Annotated in this window: 13 protein-coding genes; all 13 read left to right on the forward strand. The window is 52.9% G+C overall.

The genetic code is table 11. The annotated features are described in order from the left end of the window. Positions 1-10: 10 nt before the first annotated feature. Complete coding sequence (locus tag HJW02_RS10040) at positions 11-1,801, forward strand: transglycosylase domain-containing protein (RefSeq protein WP_102722792.1); 1,791 nt, start codon at positions 11-13, stop codon at positions 1,799-1,801. Positions 1,802-1,831: 30 nt separating this feature from the next. Next, entirely contained in the window at positions 1,832-2,596 is a 765-nt protein-coding gene (locus tag HJW02_RS10045; RefSeq protein ID WP_102722791.1) for an inositol monophosphatase family protein, read from the forward strand. 26 nt (positions 2,597-2,622) lie between these two features. Beyond that, entirely contained in the window at positions 2,623-3,132 is a 510-nt protein-coding gene (ispF, locus tag HJW02_RS10050) for a 2-C-methyl-D-erythritol 2,4-cyclodiphosphate synthase (RefSeq protein WP_102722790.1), read from the forward strand. A gap of 516 nt (positions 3,133-3,648) precedes the next feature. Further along, a complete protein-coding gene (locus tag HJW02_RS10055; RefSeq protein WP_146018109.1) occupies positions 3,649-4,284 on the forward strand; it encodes a hypothetical protein in 636 nt (211 codons plus the stop codon). A gap of 56 nt (positions 4,285-4,340) precedes the next feature. After that, a complete protein-coding gene (locus tag HJW02_RS10060; RefSeq protein ID WP_102722788.1) occupies positions 4,341-4,745 on the forward strand; it encodes a hypothetical protein in 405 nt (134 codons plus the stop codon). A 38-nt stretch (positions 4,746-4,783) separates the two neighbouring features. After that, positions 4,784-5,308, forward strand: a complete 525-nt coding sequence (locus tag HJW02_RS10065) for a hypothetical protein (RefSeq protein ID WP_102722787.1) — start codon at positions 4,784-4,786, stop codon at positions 5,306-5,308. Between the two features lie 21 nt (positions 5,309-5,329). Beyond that, entirely contained in the window at positions 5,330-5,557 is a 228-nt protein-coding gene (locus HJW02_RS10070) for a hypothetical protein (RefSeq protein WP_102722786.1), read from the forward strand. A 68-nt stretch (positions 5,558-5,625) separates the two neighbouring features. Beyond that, positions 5,626-7,785 (forward strand): serine/threonine-protein kinase, encoded by a 2,160-nt coding sequence (locus HJW02_RS10075; RefSeq protein WP_102722785.1) that lies wholly within the window; start codon positions 5,626-5,628, stop codon positions 7,783-7,785. 5 nt (positions 7,786-7,790) lie between these two features. Next, the gene (locus tag HJW02_RS10080) at positions 7,791-9,569 is read left to right on the forward strand and encodes an FHA domain-containing protein (protein ID WP_180970905.1); all 1,779 of its coding nucleotides are present in this window, start codon (positions 7,791-7,793) and stop codon (positions 9,567-9,569) included. 27 nt (positions 9,570-9,596) lie between these two features. After that, positions 9,597-10,316: an FHA domain-containing protein gene (locus HJW02_RS10085; RefSeq protein WP_102722783.1), complete on the forward strand. Its 720-nt coding sequence runs from the start codon at positions 9,597-9,599 to the stop codon at positions 10,314-10,316. Positions 10,317-10,351: 35 nt separating this feature from the next. Then, on the forward strand, positions 10,352-11,200 hold the full coding sequence (locus HJW02_RS10090) for a protein phosphatase 2C domain-containing protein (RefSeq protein ID WP_102722782.1): 849 nt from the start codon (positions 10,352-10,354) through the stop codon (positions 11,198-11,200). A 133-nt stretch (positions 11,201-11,333) separates the two neighbouring features. Continuing rightward, positions 11,334-12,680 (forward strand): trypsin-like peptidase domain-containing protein, encoded by a 1,347-nt coding sequence (locus HJW02_RS10095; protein WP_180970904.1) that lies wholly within the window; start codon positions 11,334-11,336, stop codon positions 12,678-12,680. 16 nt (positions 12,681-12,696) lie between these two features. Further along, a complete protein-coding gene (locus HJW02_RS10100) occupies positions 12,697-14,214 on the forward strand; it encodes a serine/threonine-protein kinase (RefSeq protein WP_102722780.1) in 1,518 nt (505 codons plus the stop codon). Positions 14,215-14,269 lie beyond the last annotated feature (55 nt).

The raw sequence follows: 14,269 nt of genomic DNA on the forward strand, positions 1-14,269 counted from the left end.
CGGAACCGGAATGGAGAACAGGCGTAAAAGATGGTATGATCTGTTCGGATTGCTGCCGCGCAATCTGGGCCGTCTGCTGCTGTGGCTGGGCCTCATTCCTATTGCCTTCATCATCGTTCTGCTCGTTTACGCCTGGAGGGCGGACCAGTATGAACTGGACGAGGTGCTGGCCCCACTGGAAAATTGCGCCGCGTATGACCGCAACGGCCAGTGGATAGGCACCCTGACGGACCACGACCGGGTGTACGTGGCCCGCAATGAACTTCCTGACAACCTGGTGAATGCCTTCATTGCACGGGAGGACGAAGCCTTTTTCGATCACGGGGGAATCGTGTATTCCTCCATCATCCGCTCCATTTGCCGGAACCTGACCACGCTGTCCTATGCGCAGGGGGCTTCCACCATCACGATGCAGTTGGCGCGGAATTGCTATGAACTGGGGGGGAAGACCCTGGACCGCAAGGTTCTGGAAATGGCCGTGGCGCGCCGCATAGAAGGCAAATACTCCAAGGATGAAATTCTGACGGCCTACCTGAACCGCATTTACTTCGGACAGCAGTGCTACGGCATTGCGCAGGCGGCGGATTTGTACTTCGGCAAAAAAGTGGCGGACCTGACGCTGGCGGAATGCGCCACGCTGGCCGGGCTGGTGCGCGGACCTTCCATTTACAACCCGGTTTACAGTCCGGAGGCGGCCGTCAAGGTGCGCAACGCGACGCTGGAAAGGATGTTTGAGTGCGAATTCATCACCCAGGAGCAACTATGGCAGGCGTCCCGCGAACCGATGACGGTGGCGGGAGAACGGGAAGCGCGTCCCGGTTCCTATCCCATCCTGGTCATTTCCCGTGAGCTGAGTGACCTGGACTGCTGCGACGAGCAGGAGGGAACTTCCAGCATTTTTGTAATGACTACGCTGGATTTGGAATTCCAGCGGATGGTGGAGGAAATAAGCGAGCCTGCGCTGACCGCGCTGGAAGTTTCCCCCGTGTGGGCCGGACTGCCCAGGAGAGTGGACAACCAGTTGAAGAATTGCGTGCAGGCAGCCGTGCTGTGCGTGGATTCCCGCAAAGGGGACCTGCTGGCCGTGACGGGGGGGCGCTCTGCGCTGGACGGCGTGGACCGGTGGCAGACGATGGTGATGCCCGGCGACCTGTTTACCCCCGTCGTCAACCTGTGCGCCGTGGACCAGCGCAGGACTGTTATTCGCAGCAGTCCTGAAGTGACCGGGCGCGGGGTAGGGTTCAATACGGTGATAGAAACGGCGCAGAAGGCCGGGTACAAGGGGGACCTTCCGCGTTCCCCGGATTTGTATGCCGGCAGGTTCCGCGCGCCTCTCTCGCATGCCGTCAATGCGCTGTACCTCATCGGCAACGACGGGCGCAACGTGCAGATTTCCTCCGTCAGGCAGGTGGGCACCACCAAGAAAAACCTGGTGATGGTGAACGCTCCCTCTCCGGAAGAAAGCCGCCGGGAAATCCTGCCGCGTGAATCCGCCCACCTGGTAGCGGCCCTTCCTCCCTTCCGTTACGACGAACGCTCCAGGAAGACGTCCGTCAATGTCAGGCTGCCGGAAAACACGGGGCATTTCTCCGCCGTCATGGGGCGTTATTTCACGGTCTTTGTCTGGGTGGGCTTCGACGAGCCGGATGAAGCCGTCTATAAAAAGAAGGGCGTTGCCTCCGCACTGGCGAAGACCTCCGCCGCGCTGGCCGGGGAAGTGTATGACCGGGCGGAGGAAAACCGCCGCAAAGCCGTCCGGGAGCGCCGGGAGAAGGAAGCTCCTGCGGAGCAGGACACCTGATGGCATCCAATTTTCCATTAATAGAATATCATGAACCACTCACCTGAAATGACCGCGGCCATCCTGGCCGCCAAATCCGCCGGAGCCTTCCTGAAAAAGCATTTTTACGACCAGAAGAAGGTGGATGAAGCCAGCCAGAACGACATCAAGCTGGAGCTGGACAAGCTCTCCCAGAAACTGATTACGGAGGAAATCCTCTCCGTGTTCCCCACCCACGCCGTTTTGGGCGAGGAAGGGTATACCGGAGACCGCAACAGTGAATATGAATGGATTGTGGACCCTATTGACGGGACGGTGAATTACTTTTACACCATTCCCTGGTTCTGCGTCTCCATCGCCCTGCGCCGCCGCGGGGAAATAGTGCTGGGCGTGATTTACGATCCCATGATGGACGAATGCTGGCATGTGGAAAAGGGAGGCATTCCGTACATGAATGACCATCCCATGCATTGCAGCCGCCGGGAAAAGATGGCGGAGGCCGTGGTGTTCGTGGGACACGGCAAGACGGACGGTTCCAAGGAAAAGGGAATCGAACGCTTCGCAAAAATCGCCTGGCAGGTACGCAAGGTGCGCAACAACGGTTCCGCGGCCCTGGCTCTGGCGTATATTGCCTGCGGCAGGTTTGACGCCTATGTGGAAAGCGTCATTTCCATCTGGGACATCGCCGCCGGGGTTCTGCTGGTGGAAGCTGCGGGAGGGAAGGTTGTCCTGGAACCAAAGGAGGACAATCCGGAACAATTCGCCATCGTCGCCTGGAACGGCCGCATTCCGATCATGGAAGCGCTGGACGAATAACTTGAACGACATTGCCGCAGTATTGTATGAAAGACATGATTGCACTGACCGGGCTGGGATATGACATCCACCGTTTTGCGGAAGCTCCGCGTCCCCTGATGCTGGGCGGCGTGCACATTCCTTCCGCCCGCGGGCTGGACGGCCATTCCGATGCGGACGTTTTGTGCCACGCCATTGCAGACGCGCTGCTGGGTGCGGCCGGATTGCCGGACATCGGCTACTGGTTCCCGCCGGGAGACCCTGGCTGCAAGGATATTTCTTCCCTGGACATCGTGGCGAAGGCCGTTTCCCTGATTCGTGAGCGCGGCGGCCGCGTGGTGAACGTGGATTCCTCCCTGATTGCGGAAGCTCCGCGCATCTCCCCCTACCTGGAACAGATGAAGGGCGCCCTGGGAACCGCCCTGGGCATCTCTCCGGCGCGCGTGGGGGTGAAGGCCACCACCAATGAACAGCTCGGCGCCCTGGGCCGCCGGGAAGGCATCGCCGCCTTTGCCGTGGCGGCCATCTTGATGCCGGAAGAAAATTCTGCCCTGTAAACGGATTTTCCTGAAATCCGTTTGTGCTATTTCCTTCCCTTTCCAGAATTGGAGGGAGGGAATTTTTTATCATGGGAAAGAAGCACCGGATTTCGAATCCGATGTCAACTTCTAGGTTTGATAAGGAAAATATTTGAATGAATTACTCGTTCGGAATTTAATAAAGAATTGCCGTTGACGAGGGTTGTTGGACTTGTGTGGATCCTCCGTTTTGAAGAGAGGAGAAAGGCTTTTTTAGCTATGACCAGGAGGATTGCAGGTGTTATAACCTGTTTTTTGTCAATTTGTTTTTAAGATAGGGGAAATTCCTTCCTGTAAGTTTTAAAACTTTTCTTTATTGTTACAATATCATGAATAAAAATCAAAGGCGGATTCGAAATTCGTTATATCTTGGACCGTATCGGAGAAATATTTCATTAGCTCCGGTTTCTAACAGATCAATTTATACTTATGAAGATACAACAATTCAATTTTTTCTCAACCAGGTCTTTACCCTCCAAGTGCCTTACGTGTCTCATGGCCTCCTCCATTCTGCTTTCTTCCTGCGCCTCCATGAACGACAGGGATAAGACGGTTACACAAGGGACCGCTATCGGAGCAACAGGTGGCGCTGTAGCAACCGGAGGTATTTTTTATGCCATTGGTAAAATATTCGGTTTGAGTGACAGGCAGTCTGCCGTTCTGGCTACTTCCGGAGCGGTGCTCGGCGGAGTTCTCGGCGCCCAATGGGGCAGAGGGTGGGGCGAATCTGTTGTCAAAAAGAAAGAGGCTTATGCCAGAACGGAAGATTACCTTAATGCCAATATCAACCAGACCAACAGCCGCGTAAAAACGCTCAATTCTGCAAATAAAATGCTTTCCGGTCAAATTCAGTCTCTGAAGAACCAGAGAGCCCAGCTGGTCAAGTCCCAGGATCAGGCTCAAAAGAAGGCATTCAATAATTCCATTGCCAAGACTACCGCAGAAATTGCCGCCAGGGAAAAATTGGTGAACAAGGATATTTCCAATGGCCTTGCAGCCATCAGGATCGCCAAAAAGGAAGGAATCTCTCCTCAGGAACTCGCCAAGCTGGAGAACGGTGTCAGAACCATGCAGGGCCAGCTGGCTACCATGACCGGCAACAGAAAGGCCATTGCAAGGCTGAAGCTGTAGTTGCCGCCTAGCTAAAGCGAATGTTTTTATTATATAACAATCAATAATATCCGACTATGAATAAAGTAGTATCCACTATTGCGAAAACAGGTGTGGCGGCGTTGATTTTCATGCTTGCCTCCTGCCAGAAGAGTGAGCCTGAACAGCTCCTGTCCATTCAGGAAGACATGTTTGAAGTCATGCAGGATGTCAAGGATTTATCCAGCGCCGACAAAGCCGCGAAAGAGATTTTCAAGCTTCGGGAAAAAGCGGGGAAGTTGAACGAGTCCGTCAGAGAGAAGCTGGAGTCCATGTCTCCGGAAGAGAAAAAGAAGTATCAGGACCGTGTCTGGGGCACGCTTATGAAGGGAGAACCAGTCAAACAGCAGTTGTTTAATAAAGACTGCTATGGCTCTTCCGAATTGAGAAAGGCCCTGTCTGGTCGTCTAGATCAGGAGTATAATTCCAATTCCCCATTTTGATATAATTATTTCTGTTTACAGGGCGTTATGACTGAATTATGAAAAAGGAATTCGCCGTTATCCTTTTTGGAGGGCTGGTTTTCATGCCTTCCTGCTCCACAGAGAAAGATTCCAATGACAGGCGTCCCTGTTGCATGCTTCCCTCCTACTCGAAAGGCTCCCTTGTCAGGAAAAGGGGAGACTATGTTTGTCCGGAGTCCTATTTCCAGGAAAATATTCGGCAGTCCTCCAACCGGATAAAGGCCCTCACTTCAACAAATACGGCTCTCACTGTGAAAATTCAGAGGTTGGAGCTGAGGAAATCAAGCATTGCCAAGGTCCAAAACCAGGCAGAGAAGAAGGCTTTCAACGATTCCATCATTAAAATAACGAAGGAACTCTCCAACAGAGAGAAGCTGGTCGGGATTGACATAGCAGACTGTCTGGCTGCCATCGGGCTGGCCCAAAAGGAGAACAAGTTTCGCCGCGAAATCCGCACTTTGGAGAAAAATGTGCGGACGATGAGGGAGCAGCTCGAAAAACTGAACGCCAACAAGCAGGCTATTGCCGGATTAACATTTTAACTCATCCTAACCATCAAAACCATGAAGAAAACAATCATTATTTCCCTGCTCAGCGCCGCCATGATGACCTCCTGTTTCACAACGGGCGATCCCAGGGACGGCGGTATTTTCTGGTCACCCTCCAAGGCTGACGCCCGCATTGGCCAGCTGAACCAGACGAATAACGAAGCCATGCACCAGAAGCAGAAAGCGGAAAACAGGAACAAGAGGCTGAAGGCTGAAAAGGTCCGTGAGCTGAATACCTATTAATCCTTGCCCCCGTGAGGGAAGGACCTTTCCCTCACGGGGACTCCCTATTTTTGCCACTCTCTTTTGCCATGCCGGACTACTCATCTGAGCCTTCGCCGTCCGACCTTTCAGGAACGTCATCTTGTATCAGCCAGGAACTCCCTGCGGGATATGTTCTGGGAGAATTCAGGATAACGGGAGTTTTGGGGTCCGGAGGTTTTGGGATTACTTATCTTGCGGATGATACGTCCCTGGACCGGAAGGTGGTCATCAAGGAGAATCTTCCCATTCAGGTGGCATTTCGGGATACATACCGGATGACGGTGCTTCCCCGGGATGGGGGAGATGAGTCGGATGTATATGAATGGTCCATCCATTCATTCCTGCAGGAAGCCCGGATGCTGGCTTCCCTTGACCATCCCAATATCGTCAAGATTATCCGGACATTTGCTGCGAATGGAACGGCCTATTTTGTGATGCCGTTTATTGAGGGAGATAGCCTGGACGCCATAGCCCGGTTCATGATTGAAAGCGGCAAGCGCTTGCCGGAAAGTTACGTGAACATGATTTTGGAGAGCCTGCTTGGAGCTCTCGCTTATCTCCATTCCAGAAATATTCTTCACCGGGACATCAAGCCGGCCAATATCCTGGTGGTCAACAGGAATACGCCCCTTCTCATTGATTTTGGGTGCGCCAGGGAACAGTCCGGGGCTAAATCTCTGACGGTCATTGAGTCTGCAGGATATACTCCGTTTGAGCAAATGCAGACCCACGGGCATGTAGGCCCATGGAGCGACCTTTACGCTCTTGGCGCTACCATGTATAAAATCATCACGGGAGTGACGCCTCCAAAATGCGCGGACCGCATCCGAACGGATTCTGTGCGGAAGCTGGCTTCCGATGAAGAGCTCTTGCAGGTCTATTCTTCCCGCCTTCTTGAATCAATCGATAAGGCGATGATGCCTTTTGAAGAAGACCGGTTCCAGACGGCTCAGGAGTGGAGCGTCTTTTTGCACGGGGATGCTGTTGGGCTGCCTCCCCAGCCGGAGGCTCCGGAGCCTTTATCCGTATCCGGTGAACCGGATCTTCCTCCTGTTCCGCCTGTTATGGGGCAGTCTGCCATTCTGCCCGCACCCGCTTCTGCCGGATCCCGGAAAAAGGGAGGGGTGGTGGTTTGTGCGGCCGCCGCCGTGCTTTTGGTGGGGGGCATCATGATGATTATGTATTCTTCTGAAGAAAATTCCGAAGGATACCGGGAGGAAAATCATGAATTGCCGGATCAGGGAAGGAGCCCTGCCGCTCTGTCCGCAGTGGCGGGGGAGGGGGAAAAACTGCCTCTTGAAGCACCTGGGGGAGAAAAAGATAGTCCTTCTGCTCCGGAAGAACTTGCCGGGAATGCCGGAAAAAGCGAAGGAACCCGGGAGGAGAGCCAGCCTTCCCCTCTGGAGAGAAAAACTCCGGTGACGGCTCAGGATTGGTTTGACGAAGGGGAGGTGTACCGGAAGGGAGAGGTTTTGTTTGGTATTTCCCCCGATCCCGTGAAATCCGTAGCCTGTTATAAAAAAGCGGCGGGGATGGGGCATGAAAAGGCGGAACTCTATTTGGCGGAAGCATATTATACGGGAGAAGGAAGTCCGGTTGATTATGCCGAATCCGCGCGGCTGTTTGAAAAAAATGCCAAAAAGGGAGTGCCGGAAGCCCAGTATTTCCTGGCCTCCATGTATTTTTCCGGCCAGGGGCTTCCGGAAGATGAAGAAAAAGGGATGTATTGGCTGAAGCAGTCCGCCCGGCAGCTGCCTGAAGCCAAGTGCGAATTAGCCAGGCTTTATTATGAATCCATGCCGCCCAAAATTGAGGAAGCTATTGTGTTGTTGGAATCCGCCTGCAAAAGTGAACAGGGGGCGCAGGGTGTGATGCTCCTCGCAAACCTGTATTATGCAAGCGAGGATGAGTCCCGGAACAGGAAAGTTCTTCCCTTGTTAACGGTGATGGCGGAGAAGGGCAATCCTGAGGCCCAGGAGCTGATGGCCAGGTGTTACTGGGAAGGCAAGGGTACGCCAAGGGATGTGGAGAAGGCTGTCAGGTGGTTTGAACGCGCTGCGCTGAACGGAAATGCGGATGCCATGTACATGATGGGGCTTCATTGCCAGAGGAAACATCTGATTGACAAGGCCAGGGAATATTACCGGCAGGCTGCGGACGCGGGGAACCGGGATGCGGAGAAAGCTTTTAAGTCATTGAAACAATGAATGCCATGAGATTATGGGTCCTATCCGGATTATTCCTCTTTCTGGGGGGATGCCTGCTGTCTCTTCCTGTGAAGGGGAGTGACTCTGCGGGGCTGGAGTTTCTTTTTCCTCCCCAGTGGTCTTACGAACCGGATTCCGGTCTGTTTTTTCTGGAAATCGCTCCCCGGAATGAAAGCGGCATCAACTCTGTACGCGTGTTTGGCGGACCGGAGTGGAAGGAAGAGATAGTTTCGGAAGGGCGTATTGTTGAGAAGGAATGCAGGGAAGCCTGTTTTTGGATGATTGCCCTGGATGTATCTGACAGGGGGAGAAGACGGAAGACCATTGAGCAGCAGAGACGGGATGCCCTTTTCCTGATTTCACGGCTTCCCGGGGCCGACAGGGTGACGGTTTATGCCATAGAGAAGGGAAAGATTCCTGTTTGCGTAGCTCTTGCGCCGAAACAGGCTGCGGAAAAACTGGGGAAGGCAAATTTTAACGGAGATTCCGTTACCAAGGGCGTTACCCATCTTTATAAGAATCTGGCGGAAATGACCAGGGCTGTGTCGCCCGGAGGTTCACTTCCGAAGATGAAAGCCCTGCTGGTGTGTTCCGACGGCCGTGATGAATTGGAAGGAATCAGCGGCCTTGTTTTTCAGGAGGAATTGGAAAGGCAGCTGCGGAGGCTGGAGATGACCTGCCATTGCATAGGCTACATGGAGTCCGGGAAAGACGTTCCTTTTACAGAGAAACTGGTCAAATTGGCTGAAGCTTCCGGAGGGTCATTCATGCTGGTGGACCGGAAATCAGGGGGGGAAGCTTCCCATGAAGAACTGGATGCCCTGGCCCGGTTTTCAAGAAAGACTTTCCGGGCTCCTTTCCGTTTGAGCGGAGTGAAGGGTCTGGTGAAAGTGACGATTTCCGGCAAGTCCGACAAGACATGGACGGGGGAATATTCCTCTGACGAGTTTGATAAAATGGCGGGCCGTCCTGTAGAAAGGGCATTGAAAAAGGAAATGGGCCTGGATGAGATTGAAAACATCATCCGGCGTATTCTGGTTGCCGTGGATACTCCGGAAACAGAGAAATCCCCGGAACAAAATTCCCCGGATGAATTGTATGCAGAGCTGGCCTCCCTTCTGAAAGGCCTGTCTGACGGAGTTCCCGAGCGTCTGCGCCGGGATATAGACGGGAGGGTGGAACATCTGGAGGAATGCTCGGCTTTTGAAAAAGGAGTCACCCGTCTCATTCTGCATTGGATGGATTTGCTTAAGCAGCGGAAGAAGGTGACTGTAGATTCCCTGAGAGCGGATATTAGTGGAATGGCTGATTCCGTCAAAAAGGAGGAAGAAGAGAAGGAACAGATGGCCTCCGTCCTTCCTGAGTCAAGTATGGAGGACGGATTCATGGTTCCTGAGGAAAATGAAGGCAAGGGCGGCATGTGGATCTTTACGGCAGGGGGAGTACTGGCCGTCGCTCTGGCATGGGGGGGATTTCTTGTATTCCGGACCCGCGGATATCCCGTGCTGGTCATTCACAACCGCACGGTAGTGCAGTATCCCATCAAAAGGGCGGTAACGAGGATAGGGAAAAATTCCGACAATGACTGCGTGATTGATCATGAAAGCGTTTCAAGGGTGCACTGCATGATCCGCCGGGAAGATGTCGGGAGATGGATCATTGCGGATTTGCAGTCGGCTAACGGCGTGTTCGTCAATAACCGCAAGATTGTGGAAACGGAGCTTCATGATGGAGACCGCATAGAGCTGGGAGATGTCGTTATGACTTTCAGGTCTCAGCATTAGTTTTTACACACCAATAAACAAACAACCATGAATATGGAAGATCAGGAAACAAGAATGATTCGCCGGGGACAGCCTACTGGGATGAACTTCCCTCCCGTTCCCGATAGGAGTTATGAAGATGACGACGCGACATTGGCGGATTTGCCGCCGGTGCCGGGCCGCGCAGCTCCTGGAGGACTGGGAGATTTGCCGACGGTTTGCGTTCAAAGTCCGGGACAGGCCATACGTCCTATTCCCCTGTCGACTTCTGTTGATGACCAGCCGACACGTTTTCAACGCCAGGAAGCCCCTTCCGTTCCCGTGCCTTCCGATTCCGATAAGACAGTACTGGTCAGGCCTTCTTCGTCCAGAGAGCACGATTCTTCCCCTAAAGAGGAAACGAAGCTGTCCGGAACTGACAGGAGCAACGATCCGGTAGTGGGCTGGATTGTTATTACGGAAGGTCCCGGAAAGGGGAATTCCCTCTGTGTAGGATTCGGCCAGAATACCATCGGAAGGGATGAATCCAACCGTCTTGTTTGCAATTACGGGGATAAAACCATTTCCCGAACAAGGCATTTGCTGATTTCCTACGACCAGCGGTCCAGAAAATTCTTTGTCGTTCCCGGTGATTCTTCCAACATGAGCTATCTGAATGATGAAGTTATTCTGACTCCCATAGGGTTGTCTCCCTACGACAGAATTAGATTGACGGAGGAAACGGAAATTATGTTCATCCCGCTCTGCGGTGAGCGGTTTTTCTGGTAGGCGGCATTCTTTTGCGATTTTCCTTAAACATATGAATGATGAACTGCGATATGTCCCGGTTTTTGGCTTATTCGTTTGATTTTGCCGGCGCCCAGATGCTGGGAGCCCGGGAAAATCAGCAGGATTTTTATGCCTTTGTTCCTCCCGACCAGTTTGAGGGACGGGCCGTCTTGTGCGTTCTCGCAGATGGAATGGGGGGATATGAGGGTGGGGAAATTGCCAGTGAATGTGCTGTCAGAGCATTTGTCAGTGTTTTTCTGAAAGACCTGGTTCCGGAGCCGGACAAGTTGCCTGAAGCTTTGTCCGCCGCTAACGAGGCGGTGGGGGATGCCCGGTTGGTTTCGGAGAAAGTCAGAAATATGGGCACTACGCTGTGCGCCGCTTATATATGCGGAAATTTTCTGCATTATATCAGTGTGGGAGATTCCCTTATTTTCCTGTACCGTCGCGGTAAGCTGCACCGGATCAACAGAATTCATACTATTGGCCAGGATTTGTCAGAGAAATTGGTGGAAGGAAGGATCACCCTGGAGGAATTTGATGCGGAGCCGCAGAAAAACTGCCTGACTTCCGCCCTTGTGGGAGAACCTTTGCTCCATGTGGATTACCGGTCGGGCATTTTCATGGAACCAGGGGATATGATTCTTCTTTCCTCAGATGGGATTCTGACGATAGGAAAGGAAAGTCTGGCGGATTGTTGTCGCCAATGCACCCCCTTGTCCCCTGCCATTCAGGATGTCCGGAATATTCTGGATACCGTCCGGGAGGCCGGTAGAGCTACCCAGGATAACACAAGCGTCGCCTTGATCAAGGTCCTGGAGATGTCCTCCCACAGGGATACCGGCAGAGAGACGCTCATCATCAAACGCTCCCATCAGGACTAACCTTATTTCAAATATATTAAATATTATGTTAACTCGTATCACAACTCAAGCGGCGGTAGTTCTTTGCCTTCTGTTCATCATAGGAATTTCAAGCGTCTATTCTTCGGATACGCCTCCCATTGTGATTAAAAAGATGGAACAGTCCGTCGCACGCATCGTCAACCTGTACGTAACTCCTCTTGGGAAGGAGGACGGAGTGCTGGGGTCCGGGTTCTTTATCAATCGTGAAGGTAACATCGTGACCAATCTCCATGTGGTGGAGGTGCCGGCGGGCTGCAAGCCTTTGGCTTTGGTCGTCATGTACAAGTATGATGGAAAGGCTGTCCTGAGCCGTGCTGATGTCATCCGCAAGGACGCGGACCGGGACATGGCGATTCTTCGCATAGAAAAGGCCCAGGGATATGAACCCCTCTATCTTCAGCAGAACAAGTGTATTGCCGGGCAGACGGTTTATTCCCTCGGTTTTCCTGCGGATCTGGACCGCATCCAGGATGCCAAGGCCATGTATAACAAGTGGATATCCTTGTTAACCAAGCAGAAAAGAACGGTGGAGTTTAACCTGACGGACGATATAGACCAGTTCATCCGGCCATCCCTTTACCAGGGGACGATAGGAAGAATCGTCAACAAGCCGTGGAATAATGACGTTCGCAAGCGGGAGCTGGAAATTCTGGAGCATAACGCCGTCATCAGTGCGGGACATAGCGGGGGGCCTCTTGTGGATGCGGATGGCAATGTGGTCGGAGTAAATACGGCCGGGAAATATTTGAAGGGGAAGATTGTTGACAAAGAGGGAGACATTGACATTTCCGGATCCGCTCAGTACCAGCTGGCTTCTTCAGCCCGGGAACTGCTCATCTTCCTGAAAAATGAAAAGACGGATCATCTGGTGGCCCAGGGAACCATGTCTTCCAGTACCAAGATGTATGTCTATCTGGGCGGAGGGATGATTCTGCTGGCCGTGGTTGGCACGATTGCCTATTTTTCCCTGAAAAACAGCTGGAAAGGGAAATCAAAGGCGGCCACTCCGGCCGTAGGGATGAGAAGTTCGGTTTCCGGCGCTCCGGCTGTTGCGTCTTCCTGGGAGATGCCTCCGGCCCCGCAGCAGGTGTCCCAGAAAAAGCAGCCTTCTTCGTTTCCCCGCAGTGATAGAGGGGCCGCATCCGTTCCCATTCAATTGAAGGGGCAGCTGGAAGACGGCAAGGAATGTTTGCTGACCTTCTCCATTGCGATGGTGGAGAGCAAGGGGAAACTGGTAATTGGCAGAAAATCGGACCAATGTGATCTGGTTGTTCCCGATCTTTCCGTTTCCCGCGTGCATGCGGAGCTTGTTTTCAGGAATGGCGGCTTGTACCTGCAGGATGCAGGCGGTTCCAGCCAGACGACTGTTAACGGCGTAACACTCTACAAGCAGAAGGCCCTATTGCATTCCGGAGATGTGATTACGCTGGGGAATGCAAAGTTTACCGTCTTGAGCTAGGTTTAATATTAAAGCAATGCCCCAGTCGTTTCCCAGGCAAGGTTTCAACCCCCAGGCGCTTCCTCCCGGAACGCGCCTGGGGGATTATGAAATCGTTTCCGTACTGGGCGGCGGGGGCTTTGGCATTACGTACCTGGCCAGGCAGGGGATATCAGGCGCCCATGTGGTCATTAAGGAGAATTTGCCCGCGGAAATCGCCTATCGGGACTGGAATACCCTGAATGTGGTCCCGTTCAAGCGTGGAAACGCGGAAGAAACCTATCGCTGGTCTCTCAACAGCTTCTTCCGTGAGGCCAAGACGCTGGGCAAGCTGAACCACCGTTATATCGTTTCCGTCTATGAGGCGTTTGAATGCAATAACACCGCCTATTTCGTCATGCCCTACATTGAAGGGGTGGATTTGCTGGAATGGTTCATGAAATCCGGAGAGGGCGGTATGCAGGCTTCCGCCCTGGAGCAATATTTCCTGATGCTGCTTGAAGCCTTGGAGCACGTTCACCAGCATCATTTGTGCCACAGGGATGTCAAGCCTTCCAACATCCTTATTACCCGGGAAGGTCTTCCTCTGCTGATTGACTTCGGGGCGGCCAGGGATAGTTCTTCTGAAGCCACACGTACGGTGCTGGCGACGATAGGATACGCCCCTGTGGAGCAGCTGGAGTCACACGGGCACATCGGCCCATGGACGGATATTTATGCGCTGGGAGCCACCTTTTACCGGATTATTACCGGGGAAGAACCACCCCTGGCTATCAGCCGGGTGCGTTCTGATACGATCAGGACCGTGTCCAGGGACAAGAATCTGTTGAGTCAATATAGTGAACCCTTCCTGTCTGCTCTGGATTATTCCCTTCAGATTAATGAGGGTGACCGTCCACAGAGTTGCCGGGTTTTGTCCAGGCTGGTTGTTTCCAGAAGAAACGCTCTTCCTGTCCCGGATGGGAAAAATCCTCCAGATGCCGGGATGAAGAGGGAAGAGGCCCCCCTCTTAAACGTATCAGACAGGGAGACGTCTCCGTTTCTCTCCCAATGGGCCTTGCTTTTCGGCTCCATGTTATTGGTCGGAGCGCTGCTGGTTTTTACCGCTCTTCAAAGTAAGGAGGGAGGAGAGAGGGCTTGGGCAGCCTCCCTCTGCATGTCCGTGGCAGGCATTGCCTGCCTGGTATGGCATTTCCGGAGAAACGGCAGGGAAAGGAATGACGCTGTCAGTGTGGTGCTGACTGCTTATAATAATGAAAATCAGAAGATTGCCAATTACATGAGTCTGACGCTCGGTAAAAACGATTGGGCCGTGAGTCTGGGCAGGAGCGCTGCCAGAAATGACTTTTTCTATCTTCCCAATGATTCATGCAATGCAAGCATTTCCCGGAGGCATGCTACTGTTTTTTATACGCGCGGGCAGCTTTTCATCCGGAATGACAGCAGGAAGCTCCCTCTCCTTTGGAAGGGAATGCCGTTGCCCCATGGGGAGGCGGTTCCCATTTCCCTGAACGAGTCAGGAAACATAGGGCATTATACGATTTACTTCCAATAACCATAACTACTATACCATGAGTAACACAGATAAAAAATACTATTATGCCCACGCA

It is taken from the genome of Akkermansia sp. GGCC_0220, assembly GCF_017566105.1.
Taxonomy (GTDB): Bacteria; Verrucomicrobiota; Verrucomicrobiia; order Verrucomicrobiales; family Akkermansiaceae; genus Akkermansia; species Akkermansia massiliensis.

Coding starts and splice junctions, on each gene's coding strand:
- HJW02_RS10055 (WP_146018109.1), top strand. CDS start 3,649: ATGGCCTCCTCCATTCTGCTTTCTTCCTGCGCCTCCATGAACGACAGG.
- HJW02_RS10065 (WP_102722787.1), top strand. CDS start 4,784: ATGAAAAAGGAATTCGCCGTTATCCTTTTTGGAGGGCTGGTTTTCATG.
- HJW02_RS10060 (WP_102722788.1), top strand. CDS start 4,341: ATGAATAAAGTAGTATCCACTATTGCGAAAACAGGTGTGGCGGCGTTG.
- HJW02_RS10090 (WP_102722782.1), top strand. CDS start 10,352: ATGATGAACTGCGATATGTCCCGGTTTTTGGCTTATTCGTTTGATTTT.
- HJW02_RS10095 (WP_180970904.1), top strand. CDS start 11,334: ATGGAACAGTCCGTCGCACGCATCGTCAACCTGTACGTAACTCCTCTT.
- HJW02_RS10045 (WP_102722791.1), top strand. CDS start 1,832: ATGAACCACTCACCTGAAATGACCGCGGCCATCCTGGCCGCCAAATCC.
- HJW02_RS10085 (WP_102722783.1), top strand. CDS start 9,597: ATGAATATGGAAGATCAGGAAACAAGAATGATTCGCCGGGGACAGCCT.
- HJW02_RS10080 (WP_180970905.1), top strand. CDS start 7,791: ATGAGATTATGGGTCCTATCCGGATTATTCCTCTTTCTGGGGGGATGC.
- HJW02_RS10100 (WP_102722780.1), top strand. CDS start 12,697: ATGCCCCAGTCGTTTCCCAGGCAAGGTTTCAACCCCCAGGCGCTTCCT.
- HJW02_RS10070 (WP_102722786.1), top strand. CDS start 5,330: ATGAAGAAAACAATCATTATTTCCCTGCTCAGCGCCGCCATGATGACC.
- HJW02_RS10075 (WP_102722785.1), top strand. CDS start 5,626: ATGCCGGACTACTCATCTGAGCCTTCGCCGTCCGACCTTTCAGGAACG.
- ispF (WP_102722790.1), top strand. CDS start 2,623: ATGAAAGACATGATTGCACTGACCGGGCTGGGATATGACATCCACCGT.
- HJW02_RS10040 (WP_102722792.1), top strand. CDS start 11: ATGGAGAACAGGCGTAAAAGATGGTATGATCTGTTCGGATTGCTGCCG.